The organism is Pseudomonas rhizoryzae (assembly GCF_005250615.1).
Lineage (GTDB): Bacteria > Pseudomonadota > Gammaproteobacteria > Pseudomonadales > Pseudomonadaceae > Chryseomonas > Chryseomonas rhizoryzae.
Window position 1 is genome coordinate 15,050 of sequence record NZ_SULM01000009.1, and the last position, 12,632, is coordinate 27,681.

At 64.2% G+C, this 12,632-nt stretch carries 10 protein-coding genes and 2 tRNA genes; 7 read left to right on the forward strand and 5 right to left on the reverse strand.

The features are described from left to right. Positions 1–91: 91 nt before the first annotated feature. Positions 92–168: transfer RNA gene (locus FAZ11_RS15725), tRNA-Asp, on the reverse strand. 13 nt (positions 169–181) lie between these two features. Next, positions 182–257, reverse strand: a tRNA-Val gene (locus FAZ11_RS15730). A gap of 220 nt (positions 258–477) precedes the next feature. Between FAZ11_RS15730 and rdgC the strand changes: the two genes are divergently transcribed. Together rdgC and FAZ11_RS15740 are read left to right on the forward strand one after the other, a co-directional pair. Beyond that, on the forward strand, positions 478–1,398 hold the full coding sequence (gene rdgC, locus FAZ11_RS15735) for a recombination-associated protein RdgC (protein WP_058774415.1): 921 nt from the start codon (positions 478–480) through the stop codon (positions 1,396–1,398). A gap of 61 nt (positions 1,399–1,459) precedes the next feature. Further along, a complete protein-coding gene (locus FAZ11_RS15740) occupies positions 1,460–2,401 on the forward strand; it encodes a bile acid:sodium symporter family protein (RefSeq protein ID WP_058762323.1) in 942 nt (313 codons plus the stop codon). On the opposite strand, the gene FAZ11_RS15745 is transcribed toward FAZ11_RS15740, so the two are convergent. Both FAZ11_RS15745 and FAZ11_RS15750 read right to left on the reverse strand, forming a co-directional pair. Further along, a complete protein-coding gene (locus tag FAZ11_RS15745; protein WP_137279370.1) occupies positions 2,351–4,807 on the reverse strand; it encodes a putative bifunctional diguanylate cyclase/phosphodiesterase in 2,457 nt (818 codons plus the stop codon). The genes FAZ11_RS15740 and FAZ11_RS15745 overlap by 51 nt on opposite strands. A 184-nt stretch (positions 4,808–4,991) precedes the next feature. Then, on the reverse strand, positions 4,992–5,558 hold the full coding sequence (locus FAZ11_RS15750) for a GNAT family N-acetyltransferase (protein WP_058762325.1): 567 nt from the start codon (positions 5,556–5,558) through the stop codon (positions 4,992–4,994). A gap of 157 nt (positions 5,559–5,715) precedes the next feature. Between FAZ11_RS15750 and FAZ11_RS15755 the strand changes: the two genes are divergently transcribed. The 4 genes from FAZ11_RS15755 to FAZ11_RS15770 all read left to right on the forward strand — a co-directional run bounded on the left by FAZ11_RS15755 (position 5,716) and on the right by FAZ11_RS15770 (position 11,486). Next, on the forward strand, positions 5,716–9,186 hold the full coding sequence (locus tag FAZ11_RS15755; protein WP_058774413.1) for a hybrid sensor histidine kinase/response regulator: 3,471 nt from the start codon (positions 5,716–5,718) through the stop codon (positions 9,184–9,186). A gap of 578 nt (positions 9,187–9,764) precedes the next feature. Then, complete coding sequence (gene rfbD / locus FAZ11_RS15760) at positions 9,765–10,646, forward strand: dTDP-4-dehydrorhamnose reductase (protein WP_058774412.1); 882 nt, start codon at positions 9,765–9,767, stop codon at positions 10,644–10,646. A 97-nt stretch (positions 10,647–10,743) separates the two neighbouring features. After that, positions 10,744–11,025, forward strand: coding sequence for a DUF3509 domain-containing protein (locus FAZ11_RS15765; protein ID WP_058762328.1), 282 nt, complete (start codon positions 10,744–10,746; stop codon positions 11,023–11,025). 23 nt (positions 11,026–11,048) lie between these two features. Continuing rightward, entirely contained in the window at positions 11,049–11,486 is a 438-nt protein-coding gene (locus FAZ11_RS15770; RefSeq protein WP_058783299.1) for a hypothetical protein, read from the forward strand. 125 nt (positions 11,487–11,611) lie between these two features. Here FAZ11_RS15770 and FAZ11_RS15775 read toward each other — a convergent pair whose 3' ends face one another. After that, positions 11,612–11,899, reverse strand: a complete 288-nt coding sequence (locus FAZ11_RS15775) for a DUF3509 domain-containing protein (RefSeq protein ID WP_058762330.1) — start codon at positions 11,897–11,899, stop codon at positions 11,612–11,614. Positions 11,900–12,231: 332 nt separating this feature from the next. Between FAZ11_RS15775 and FAZ11_RS15780 the strand changes: the two genes are divergently transcribed. Then, the gene (locus FAZ11_RS15780) at positions 12,232–12,627 is read left to right on the forward strand and encodes an ElaB/YgaM/YqjD family protein (RefSeq protein WP_058762331.1); all 396 of its coding nucleotides are present in this window, start codon (positions 12,232–12,234) and stop codon (positions 12,625–12,627) included. The last annotated feature ends 5 nt before the right edge of the window (positions 12,628–12,632 follow it).

The following is a 12,632-nucleotide window of genomic DNA, read 5'->3' on the forward strand; positions in this document are numbered from 1 at the left end:
CCCGATCAGAAAAATCGCGCCCAAACGAAAAAGCGGCCACTAGGGCCGCTTCTCGGTGGTTACTGGCGTTCAGGACCAGACAACCTTTAAATGGCGCAGCGGACGGGACTCGAACCCGCGACCCCCGGCGTGACAGGCCGGTATTCTAACCGACTGAACTACCGCTGCGCATTACCTCGAGTGGTGGGTGATGACGGGATCGAACCGCCGACCCTCTGCTTGTAAGGCAGATGCTCTCCCAGCTGAGCTAATCACCCGTTTGCTCTCGAAGTGGGGCGCATTCTACGGAGGGGTTCCCTACCTGGCAACCCCTTTTTGAAAAAAAATTTCCCAGCACTTCCAAAGGCTTAGCGCTGCCCCTTCGACCCCTGAGGAAAGCGTGCCCGAGCGGGCATTCCCGACGACCACCGCGATCCGGGGTTGGCCTCGGAGGGGAGCGACGCGGATAATGCGCGCTTCGTTTTTGGGAGTGACACCATGTGGTTCCGTAATCTGCTCGTCTACCGTCTCACCCAGGAAGTCGCCTTCGAGGCCGAAGCCCTCGAAGCCGCCCTTGCCGCCAAGCCGGCGCGCCCCTGTGCCAGCCAGGAGCTGTCCACCTATGGTTTCGTCGCGCCCTTCGGCAAGGGTCCGGACCTGCCACTGGTGCACGAAAGCCAGGGCTTCTTCCTGATCGCTGCGCGCAAGGAAGAACGCATCCTGCCCAGCAGCGTGGTCAAGGAAGCCGTGCAGGAGAAGGTCGACGAGATCGAGACCCAGCAGATGCGCAAGGTCTACAAGAAGGAGAAGGAGCAGATCAAGGACGAGATCGTCCAGGCCTTCCTGCCGCGCGCCTTCATCCGTCGCCAGACCACCTATGCCGCCATCGACCCCAAGCAGGGCTGGATCCTGGTGGACGCCTCCAGCGCCAAGCGCGCCGAAGACCTGCTCTCCACCCTGCGCGACGCCCTCGGCTCGCTGCCGGTGCGCCCGTTGGGCGTGAAGCAGGCGCCCATGGCCACCTTCACCGACTGGGTCAAGGCCGGTGACGCCACCCACGGCCTCTACATCCTCGACGAGTGCGAACTGCGCGATGCCGGCGAAGACGGCGGCGTGGTCCGTTGCAAGGGCCAGGACCTCACCAGCGAAGAGATCCAGAACCATCTGGCGGCCGGCAAATTGGTCACCAAACTGGCGCTGGCCTGGCAGGACAAGTTGGCCCTGCTGCTGGACGACAAGGTCACCATCAAGCGCCTCAAGTTCGAGGACCTCTTGCAGGACCAGGCCGAGCAGGACGGTGGCGAAGACGCCCTCGGCCAGCAGGACGCCAGCTTCGTGCTGATGATGATGACCCTGGCGGAATTCCTGCCACAGCTGATCGAGGCTCTCGGCGGCGAAGAATTGCCGCAAGGATTGTAAGATCGATCAAGGCCGGCAGAGACCGGCCTTTTTTCTGCCTCTTATAAAAAAGGAGTTTGCCATGCGTGCCCTGGCCGCCTTCAGCCGCTTCGTCGGCAATACCTTCGCCTTCTGGGTGCTGTTCGCCGCCCTGCTGGCGTTCTTCGCGCCCGCCGTGTTCAAGCCGCTGAGCGTGGCCATCGTGCCGCTGCTGGGAGTGATCATGTTCGGCATGGGCCTGACGCTCAAGGTCGAGGATTTCGCCGCCGTCGGCCGCCATCCCTGGCGGGTGCTGCTGGGCGTGGTGGCCCACTTCGTCATCATGCCGGGGGTGGCCTGGGCGCTGTGCCAGCTATTCCACCTGCCGCCGGAGATCGCCGTGGGCGTCATCCTGGTCGGCTGCTGCCCCAGTGGCACCGCCTCCAACGTCATGACCTGGCTGGCCAAGGGGGACCTGGCGCTATCGGTGGCCATCGCGGCGGTGACCACCCTGCTCGCTCCCCTGCTGACCCCGGCGCTGATCTGGCTGCTGGCCTCCACCTGGCTGCCGATCTCCTTCGCCGGCCTGTTCTGGTCGATCCTGCAGGTGGTGCTCTTGCCCATCGCCCTGGGGCTGATCGCCCAGCGGGTACTGGGCAATCGCGTCGGCGCCCTGGTCGAGGTGCTGCCCCTGGCCTCGGTGATCAGCATCGTGGTGATCGTCGCCGCCGTGGTGGCCGCCAGCCAGGCGCGCATCGCCGAGTCCGGCCTGTTGATCATGGCGGTGGTGATCCTGCACAACGGCTTCGGCTTCCTGCTCGGTTACCTCACTGGCAAGTTCTGCAAGCTGCCGGTGGCCCAGCGCAAATCCCTGGCGCTGGAAGTCGGCATGCAGAACTCCGGCCTCGGTGCGGCCCTCGCCACCGCACACTTCTCGCCGTTGGCCGCGGTGCCCAGCGCCCTGTTCAGCGTCTGGCACAACATCTCCGGCGCGCTACTGGCGACCGTTTTCCGCCGCTTCAAGGACAACGACGTCCGCCCCTGATCCCTCGCGCCAGACCTGCCGGAGCAAAGCCCGGCAGGTCTCCTCGGTGAACGGCTGCGGGCGGGCGATGCCATAGCCCTGGGCGTAGTCGACCCCCATCTTCGCCAACGCCGCCACCATCGCCTCGTTCTCGGCGAATTCGGCGATGGTCTTCTTGCCGGTGAGCTGGCCCAACTGGTTGATCGCCTCGACCATGGCGGCATCCACCGGGTCCTCGAGCAGGTGGCGGACGAAGCTGCCATCGATCTTCAGATAATCCACCGGCAGATGCTTGAGATAGGTGAAGGACGACATGCCGGCGCCGAAGTCGTCCAGGGAGAACCGCACCCCCAGCCCGCGCAACTCCGCCATGAATTGCCGTGCCGCGTCCAGGTTGGCCACGGCACTGGTCTCGGTGATCTCGAAGCAGATCCGCGTCGGTGCGATCCGCCAGCGCTGTAACTGCGCCTGAACGAAACCCACCAGCCCCGGATCGCCCAGGGAATGTCCCGAGAGGTTGATAGCCAGGGTATCCAGCAGTCCCGCCGGCAGCTCGGCGAAGCGCGCCAGGGCCGCGGCGATCACCCAGCGATCCAGATCCGGCATCAGGCCATAGCGTTCCGCGGCCGGGATGAAGGCGCCCGGCGCGATCAACTGGTCACCTTCCGCCAGCCGCACCAGCACCTCGACGTGACGGTCAGTCGCCGTCCGCCCACCCAGGCCGAGGATGGGCTGAACATAGAGCCGGAATCTGTCTTCATCCAGTGCCCGGTGCAGGCGCTGTACCCAGGTCATCTCGTCGTGGCGGCGGTCGAGCTCCACATCGCCCGGCGCGAATACCTGGACGCGGTTGCGACCCTTGTCCTTGGCGGCGTAACAGGCAAGATCCGCCAGGCGCAGCGCTGCCTCCGGGGTCAGTGCCTGACCGCCGAGGTGCACCACGCCGATGCTCAGGCCGACCCGGAAACCCTGGCCGGCCGCCTCGAATTGCAAGGCACCCACGCAGCCGCGCAGGCGCTCCGCCAGGGCCTCGGCGGTGCTCGGCGAGCGATCCTCCAGCAGCACGCCGAACTCATCGCCGCCCAGGCGCGCCAGGCAGTCGTCCTCGCCCAGCTCGGCAGCCAGTAATTCGCACAGCTGGCGCAGCAGACGATCGCCGTGGAAGTGCCCGGAGGTGTCGTTGACGATCTTGAATTGATCCAGGTCGATGAACAGCAACGAGGCACAGGTCAAGTCCTCACGGGCCAAAAGACGCTCCAGCCGGGTCTCGAATTCCCGGCGATTGAGCAGCCCCGTGAGAGCATCGTGACTGGCCTGCCAGGCCAGATCGTGCAAGAAAGCGCGCTCGCGGGTCTGGTCGTGCATCACCAGCACCGTACCGGTATCGGATTCACCCACGGGCAAGGCGGTCACCCTCAGGGCCACGGGAATGCGCGAACCATCGGTCAGCACCAGCTGATGCGCCTGGGGCTCGCTGCCCTTCCGCCACGCCTCGCTCAGCAACCGATCGGCCAGGGGTTCGGTGGACCCCTGCTGCCCCTCGGTCTGGATATCGAACAGTTGGGTGACCGGCGTTCCGACAACGGACAGTGGCTGCCGCAACAACCGCTCCGCAGCGGGATTGAGATAGAGCAGCCGCCCCTGGGCGTTCATCGCGAGCACGGCATCGCCGATGGAGGCGAGGATCACCTGGACCCGCTGCTTTTCCGCCTGCAGGGCGCGTTCGGAGCGCCAGCGCTGCTGCACCAGGCGGTGCATGCGCCAGACGGTCAGCAACACCAACAGCGCCCCGATCAGGACATTGGCGACCAACAGCCCCCAGACCAATTGGCGCGAAGCCACGCCGAGCCGCTCCGAGAAGGCCACCGTTTCCGGCATCATCCGATCGTGCAAGTCCAGCAGGTGGCGCTTCAGCGGGATCAACGCCGGCCCCGGCCCTTGCAGCTTGATCAGTTCGAAACCCGTCCGCGCCAGCGCCTGGAATTCATCCAGGTACGTATCGGTGGCTTGCCAGCGGGCGATCACCCCCTCGAACGGCTCGACGTGGCGGGCCAGCTCGAAGAGCTGGATGAGCCAGGGGATGTCGTCCGGGTCGTTACCGGCCATCCGTAGCAGCCGCGTGGCCTCATGCCGAGTGCCACCGCCGTCCAGCTCGTAGCGCGCAGCGCGGTCGAGCTCGTTGACGCTGATCGACGCCAGGTAGGCTTGATAGGCCTCCGGCCGCCCTTCGTCCAGGTAGACGCCCAGCGAGAGCATGGCATTGCCCAGACTCTTGCTCCACAGGCTTTCCGCCGAGACATAGGCGCGTACCGTGGACAGCAGTTGCAGGCTGACGATGGCGACCAGCGCCTGGCAGGAGAGGATGATGACGAAGGGCCACACCACCTTGAGCGTGCGCAGCGCAGAGGAAGGCAATAGTGAAGACATACAGCGATCCGCAGATGAGTGCAGGCGAATTCATGCCCTTGGGCAAGAATGTCGACTGCAATGCGGAAAACTGTTGGGTAGCTAACGAGTGCCGCTGGAATCTCGACACCGAAGTCGCGACCTAGAGCCTCTGCCAGGATGTTGCCTTCGCTTCATCCCGACGAACGGTCACGGCGCTGGCGGCTCAGTTGAAGGACGCCTCCAGCCGCGCCTTCACCTCGGGCCATTCGCGATCGGTGATGCTGTACATCACGGTATCGTCCAGCCGTCCGTCCGCCAGGCGTCGATGATTGCGCAGCAGCCCCTCACGTACCGCACCGAGCTTCTCGATGGCGCCTTGCGAGCGCAGGTTGGTCGCCGCGGTCTTGAGCTGGACCCGCACCAGTTGCCAGTGCTCGAAGGCGTGCCTGAGCATGAGGTACTTGATGGTGCCATTCAGACCGCTGCCGTGCTGTTCGCCGTCGAGCCAGGTCCAGCCGATCTCGGCCGCGGGCAGTGCCGGTAGGAAGTCGGCGAAGCGGGTGGTGCCGACCAGGCGATCGGCGATCCGCACGGCGAAGGGCAGCGCCCGCCCCTCGCGCTGCTCGGCCAAGGCCTGACGATACCAATCCGGCCGCAGCGGACCGCTCAGGTAGTGCAACGCCTCGCGGTTGCGCTCGGCCAAGCCGACCAGCTCCAGGACGTCGCCTTCCGCCAGGGGGTCCAGGCGCAGCGCACCACGTTGCAGGGAAATGGGCTGCGCTTGAAACATGGCACTCTCTCTCACTCGAATCAGCCCGCCAACCTAACAGGGCTGGCGGCGTGGCTCAACCCGCGACGGCATCCATAGTACGACACCTGACGTCCGGCGCACCAAGGTGCGACACTTCGCCCCGGCGCGACGGGCGCCTGGAACGTCGGGAGTCATCATGTCCCTGCCCAGCGGACTCATCATCAGCGTTACCTTCGGCTACCTGGCCCTGCTGTTCGCCATCGCCTTCTATGGCGACCGCCGCCCACCGCTCAAGCCGCGCCTGCGCGCCTGGGTCTACAGTCTGTCGCTCGCCGTGTACTGCACCAGCTGGACCTTCTTCGGCGCGGTCGGCCAGGCCGCCGACCAGCTCTGGTCGTTCCTGCCCATCTACCTGGGCCCCATTCTCTTCCTGCTGCTGGCGCCGCAACTGGTCAAGAAGATGGTATTGATCAGCAAGCAGGAAAACATCACTTCGATCGCCGACTTCATCGCGGCGCGCTACGGCAAGTCGCAGACCCTGGCCGTCGTGGTCGCCCTTATTTGCCTGGTCGGCGTCCTGCCCTACCTCGCCCTGCAACTCAAGGGCATCGTCATCGGCGTCAACCTGTTGACCGGCATCAACGCCGAAACCCAGGGCACCCGCGCCCAGGACACCGCCCTTTTCGTCTCCCTCATATTGGCGCTGTTCGCCATCCTGTTCGGCACCCGCAACCTCGACGTCACCGAGCATCACCGCGGAATGATGCTGGCCATCGCCTTCGAATCCCTGGTCAAGCTCGCCGCCTTTCTCGCCGTGGGTCTCTGGGTCACCTACGATCTCCACAATGGTTTCGCCGATCTGCTCAGTCGCTCGCAACAGGCGCCCCAGCTGCAGGAATACTGGCGCGAGACCCTGGACTGGCCCGGCCTGCTAATCCAGACCGGGATCGCCTTCATCGCCGTGATGTGCCTGCCCCGCCAGTTCCACGTCACCGTGGTGGAAAACACCCATACCCACGACATCAACCTGGCGCGCTGGGTCTTTCCCGTCTATCTGGCGCTGGCGGCCCTGTTCGTCATTCCCATCGCCCTGGCAGGCCAGCTGCATCTGCCGGGTGGTGTGCTGCCCGACTCCTTCGTCATCAGTCTGCCGCTGGACCAGCACCGGCCTTGGCTCGCGCTGCTGGCCTTCCTCGGCGGTGCCTCGGCCGCCACCGGCATGGTGATCGTCGCCTGCGTGGCCCTGTCGACCATGGTTTCCAACGACATCGTGCTGCCCTGGCTGCTCAAGCGGCGCGGTCAGGTGGAGAGTGCCCACGAGGTGTTCAGCCACTGGATGCTCACGGTGCGCCGCGTCAGCATCGTGGTGATTCTGGCCCTGGCCTATTGCAGCTATCGCCTGCTCGGCTCCAGCGCCAGTCTCGCCACCATCGGCCAGATCGCCTTCGCCGCCATCGCCCAACTCGGCCCGGCCATGGTCGGGGCGTTGTTCTGGAAAGCCGCCAACCGCCGCGGCGTCTTCGCCGGCCTCACCGCCGGGGCGCTGCTGTGGGGCTATCTCATGGTGCTGCCGGTGGTCGCCGTCAGCCTGCAGTGGCCGCTGGATGCCTTCCCGGGCCTGGCCTGGTTCGAACAACCGGACAGCGACCGCACGCTGCAGCCCACCACGGTCGGCGCCCTGGTCCCCCTGGCCGGCAATTTCCTGTTGTTCGCCCTGGTGTCTCTGCTATCGCGCACCCGGGTCGCGGAATACTGGCAGGCCGGTCGCTTCATCGCCCAGTACGCCCTGCCACGACCGCGCAACCGCGCGCTACTGGCGGTGAAGCTGGAGGACCTGCGCCTGCTCGCCGCCCGTTTCGTCGGTGACGAGCGGGCGCGCCTGAGCTTCAGCCGCTTCGCCGAACAGAGCGGCCTGACCTACCGACCCGGCAGCAATGCCAACAGCGAATGGATCGCCCAGACCGAGCGCCTGCTCGCCGGCGTCATCGGTGCCTCCTCGGCGCGGGCCGTGGTCAAGGCGGCCATCGAGGGGCGCGACATGCAGGTCGATGACGTGGTACGCATCGCCGACGAAGCCTCGGAGGTGCTCGAATTCAACCGGGCGCTCTTGCAGGGCGCCATCGAGAACATCTCCCAGGGCATCAGCGTGGTCGACCAATCGCTGCGCCTGGTGGCCTGGAACCAGCGCTATCTGGAGTTGTTCGACTATCCCGACGGCATGATCCAGGTGGGCCGCCCCATCGCCGAGATCATCCGCTACAACGCCCTGCGCGGCCTCTGCGGCCCGGGTGATCCCGACGAGCACGTGGCACGCCGGGTGGAACGGATGCGCCAGGGCATCCCTCACACTTCGGAGCGCACCTTTCCCAACGGCCGGGTGATCGAGTTGATCGGCAGCCCCATGCCGGGGCGTGGCTTCGTCATGAGCTTCACCGACATCACCGCCTTCCGCGACGCCGAACGGGCCCTGCGCGAAGCCAACGAAAGGCTGGAGCAGCGCGTGGAAGAGCGGACCCGTGAATTGTCCCAGCTCAACCAGGCACTGGTGGAAGCCAAGGCCCACGCCGAGGCGGCCAACCAGTCCAAGAGCCGCTTCCTCACCGCGGTGAGCCATGACCTCATGCAGCCGCTCAGTGCCGCCCGGCTGTTCACCGCCGCCCTCGCCCACCAGGACGGCCTGGCTCAAGAGGCCCAGGAACTAGTGCGCAACATGGACAGCGCCCTGAGATCCAGCGAAGACCTCATCGCCGACCTGCTGGACATTTCGCGGCTGGAGAACGGCCGTATCCTCGCCGCCCCGGCGCCTTTCCCCCTGACGACGCTGTTCGACGCCCTGGGCGTCGAATTCAAGGCCCTGGCACAAGACCAGGGTACGTCCTTGCGCATTCGCAACAGCCGGCTGGTGGTCAACAGCGACAGCAAGCTGCTCCGGCGGGTGCTGCAGAACTTCCTCACCAACGCCCTGAGATACGCCGACGGCCGCGTGCTGCTCGGCGTGCGGCGCCAGGCTCAGAGCGTGAGCCTGGAGGTCTGGGACAGCGGCCCCGGCATCCCGCCGGACAAGCTCGACCTCATCTTCGAAGAATTCAAGCGCCTGGACAGCCACCAGACCCGCGCGGAAAAGGGCCTGGGGCTGGGCCTGGCCATCGCCGACCGTCTGTGCAGGGTGCTGGGTCACGAGCTGTCGGTACGCTCCTGGCCGGGTCACGGCAGCGTCTTCAGCGTCAAGGTGCCCCTGGCCCCACCCCTGGCCATCCAGGCCGCTGCGGCCAGTGAGGCCAGCCAGCCGCTACCGGGCGATCCCGTGCTGTGCATCGACAACGAAGACAGCATCCTGCTGGGCCTGAGCAGCCTGCTCGGGCGCTGGGGCTGCCAGGTCTGGACCGCTCGCAGTCGCGAAGAATGTGCCGCCCTGCTGGAGCAGGGCGTGGCGCCGCGGCTGCTCATCGTCGACTACCACCTCAGCGACGCGGACACGGGTCCGGATGTCGCCGAATGGATTCGCCAGCACCTGGGGCGGGATATCCCGGGCATCGTCATCAGCGCGGACGGTCGTCCAGAATGTCTGGCCAAGGTGCGCGAGGCCCGCCTGGACTTCCTGCCCAAGCCGGTGAAGCCGGCCTCGCTACGGGCCTTGCTGAGCCGCCAATTGGCGCTCTCGGGTTGAGTGGCAAGTGCGCGTCCCTGGCGCCTGGACGCTGCCTCTTCGAGTGGCTTTCGTTCAGCCGCGATTAAGCTTGCAGGGACGCGGCTTTCCGGAACAATCCACAGCTTCTGTTGATAACTTTGTTGAAAACGTGGTGGAAAAGAACCCGGAGCCTTGCTCTGCGGGCCCCGCAAACAAGTTGATCATTTTTTGAACACTTTGATAAGTTCAACGTAATCAATAACTTAATTCAAAAGTGCAGATTTGGGCGCTGCCAAAGCGGTGCCACAGAGGGCTTGACAACCGCTAGCACAGGTTGTGCACAACTCCAGGAGCAGATGACCGACGGAGACCTGTCATCCACAGCCCGATTGTCAAGTATTCGTAAAACAAATTTTTTCCACACCCCTGCAAGTCGATGCTCATCCGCGGGGCCGCGGATTAGAGCCCTGGCTATCCGGCAGGGGCAGGCCAATCGCTATCCTTGTTCTGCGCCGGTCATCGGGTAGACTGAGCCCCTTTTATTCGGGGCTGTCATGGCGACGCCCACCGGTCACTCAGGCACGGACACGCCAGCCCTTCTGGAATAACTCGGTCACATGAACGTTTTCATCGCGGGTCAACACGGACAACTCTCTCAAGCGCTGCAGACGCTACTGGCCAGCAAGGCCCAGGTAACCGTCGTCGGACGTGCCCAGGTGGACTTCACTCAACTGGACGAACTCTACCGACGCGTCCTGGCCGAGCGCCCCGATGTCATCATCAATGCGGCGGCCTACACCGCCGTCGATGCCGCCGAAAGCGACGTCGAGACCGCGACCTTGATCAACGAGAGCGTGCCCCGCGTCTTCGCCCAGGCCGCCCAGCACCTGGGCATTCCCCTGGTGCACTATTCCACCGATTACGTGTTCGATGGCACCCAGGAAGGCCGCTATCGGGAAGACGCCCCCACCTGTCCGCTCAACGTCTACGGCCGCACCAAACTGGCCGGTGAGAATGCCGTGCGCGAAGGCGCTGAACGGCACCTTATCCTGCGGACCAGTTGGGTCTACTCCTGGCAGGGCAACAACTTCCTGCGCACCATGGTCCGTTTGCTCAGCGAGCGAGACGAGTTGAACATCGTCGACGACCAGGTGGGCGCGCCGACCTGGACCCGCACCATCGCCGAGGCCACCGAGCGCCTGCTGGCCTGCAGTCGTCACCGGGATGATCTCTGGGGTACCTACCACCTGACCGCCAATGGGGCTACCTCCTGGTTCGGCTTCGCCGAGCAGATCGCCCAGCGACTGCGCGAACAGGGCCGACTCAAGGCTCGGCTCAACCCCATTCCCAGCAGCTCCTATCCCACGCCGGCCTATCGACCGAGCAATTCCCGTCTGGCCACCGACAAGCTCGCTGCCGTCCTCGGACAACCGCTGCCCGAGTGGCAGACGGCTTTCGCCCAGTGTTGGGATGAGCAGACGAGTCATGTCGGTAGCTGAAACGGGCCGTCGGTCATACTTCTGAAGCAAAGGTAAGAACTACCCCGGCCCCTCGAAGTCAATGGCTCTGACCCCGCTCACGCCAGTCAGGTATGCCATGAACAACCCTTTCCAACTCATCGCCGCGGCCTTCGAGCAGGACTTTCGGGTCAATTTCCGCATAGAGCGCCTCGATGGCAGCGTCAGCCTCACGTTGTCGGACGACACGGGGATCAAGGTGAAGCGGTTGATCAGCAAGCAGCAACTACATGACCAGGCTCGTCTCGCCCGGTTGATCGACAGCATTCGCCTGGGGATTGCCATCGACGAGGGCCATGGCGTCACGGCCTTGCTGGCCAGCGGCGGAAATCCGCTGAATCGCCTCTCCGTTGCCAACTGAACCAGATCCGGGAAGCCGATACCATGGAAGGTGTGATCGCCAGTCTGTTGTCGCCAGCGCCGTCTGCGGCGAATCCAGCCACGCTGTTCGATGGTTTGACCCCGGCCCCCACCGCGGAAGCCGCTGGCGCCTCGGCGTATCAACTAGCCTGCGCCCGTCTCGATGAGCAACTGGCGCCGCTCAAGGTCTGGCCAACCCTGCCGGATCGCACGGGACGTTTCTGCTTCACGCTACTCGACCGCTGCGGCCGCATCCTCTATCGCTCGCCGGCTTTGCGCCAGGCGCTGTATCGCGAAGAAGACCTCTTCAACGGCATGATCGCCAGTGCCCGACTCGCGGCCACTCAGGCAGGACAAGGATTCCCGTCCTGGGGTGTAGCAGAGGTAGCCTGCCCCATGTACGAGTTGCCAGCCAAACAATTGCCTTGCGCAAACTGCCGCCTCTTGAAGTGCAAAGGCTGACATCGGCGCTTTCAAGAATCGCTAATTAGCTGATCTATAGCTCTATTGTTCAGCCTTCGAGACCAACGAATGCGGGCGCATCCGTACTGCAAGTCTCGATCTGAACCTTACCCGAACGGGTAATCCTACTCGGAATATCTCAACATATTGGCACCAGTGGCACGCAACACGGCCATCGATTGCGGGGCCAACGCACCGGCACGCAGCGAAACATCCTTGCGCACCTCATCGATCACTGTTTTCAACAACTGGCTTTCGCCCAGCTGACGCGCGCTGATCACACGATTGACCCGGGCGTCATCGCATTGCCGATCCTGTACCGTCAGTACGATGCTACCGTCGGGGCGAGGCGCCGTAACCGAGCATTTATAGGTACTGAAAGCGGCTGTCAGTCTATCTATGGCGTTTTCCATCTTTCCCCCTTTTATTTGTCTAGAAGTGCGTGGATGAGCAAATACGACGCAACTGACAGTGATAGAAACAGCAAAGTTCTAAGCCGCTACTTGAATAAGGCGACTAATGGAGCTACCGCTCTGTTTTGTGAGCAACCTCATTTCCTGAGGAAGGCTGCGGAACTTTCCATCGAAGACACTTCGTCGCCTCTCGGGCCCAGACAGGGGCGTCTTCCAGACCTGACGCCGCCTCGCCAGGTCTTGCGCGGACAGCTCTAAAACGTGGAACCTTTGATCTGGCAGGTCACTCGAAAGGCCTGAAACGGATACCCATCGCCTCATAGGAGCACGCCATGACCGACAAAACTCCCCCCGTCATCAAAGATGAACTGGCCGCTGACATCGACCAGCAGGCACACAAGCACAATGCTGAGCGGGTTCGTCGTCACCTGGGCGAAGCCGAGCAGGCGCTGACCGATGAATTCCACACCCTGCTGGCCGATGCCGAGCAGTTGCTCAAGCACACCGCGAGCATGGCCGGCGAGCAGGCGGACGAACTGCGAGCCAAGTTGAGCTCCAGCCTGGAGCGGTCGCGCGAAGTCCTCAAGAACAAGCATGAAGACCTCTACCGCCAAGGCGTCGCAGCCAAGGAGACCACCGAAGAGTACGTGGTCGACAATCCTTTCAAGGCGTTGGGAATCGCGGCCGGTGTCGGCTTCCTGATCGGCCTCTTGGCTTCGCGCCGCTAAGGCTG

Bases quoted from the DNA above. Each gene is read 5' to 3' on its own strand.
- FAZ11_RS15750 (WP_058762325.1), bottom strand. From the start codon at position 5,558: ATGTTTCAAGCGCAGCCCATTTCCCTGCAACGTGGTGCGCTGCGCCTG.
- FAZ11_RS15740 (WP_058762323.1), top strand. From the start codon at position 1,460: ATGCGTGCCCTGGCCGCCTTCAGCCGCTTCGTCGGCAATACCTTCGCC.
- FAZ11_RS15765 (WP_058762328.1), top strand. From the start codon at position 10,744: ATGAACAACCCTTTCCAACTCATCGCCGCGGCCTTCGAGCAGGACTTT.
- FAZ11_RS15745 (WP_137279370.1), bottom strand. From the start codon at position 4,807: ATGTCTTCACTATTGCCTTCCTCTGCGCTGCGCACGCTCAAGGTGGTG.
- FAZ11_RS15780 (WP_058762331.1), top strand. From the start codon at position 12,232: ATGACCGACAAAACTCCCCCCGTCATCAAAGATGAACTGGCCGCTGAC.
- rfbD (WP_058774412.1), top strand. From the start codon at position 9,765: ATGAACGTTTTCATCGCGGGTCAACACGGACAACTCTCTCAAGCGCTG.
- FAZ11_RS15770 (WP_058783299.1), top strand. From the start codon at position 11,049: ATGGAAGGTGTGATCGCCAGTCTGTTGTCGCCAGCGCCGTCTGCGGCG.
- FAZ11_RS15775 (WP_058762330.1), bottom strand. From the start codon at position 11,899: ATGGAAAACGCCATAGATAGACTGACAGCCGCTTTCAGTACCTATAAA.
- FAZ11_RS15755 (WP_058774413.1), top strand. From the start codon at position 5,716: ATGTCCCTGCCCAGCGGACTCATCATCAGCGTTACCTTCGGCTACCTG.
- rdgC (WP_058774415.1), top strand. From the start codon at position 478: ATGTGGTTCCGTAATCTGCTCGTCTACCGTCTCACCCAGGAAGTCGCC.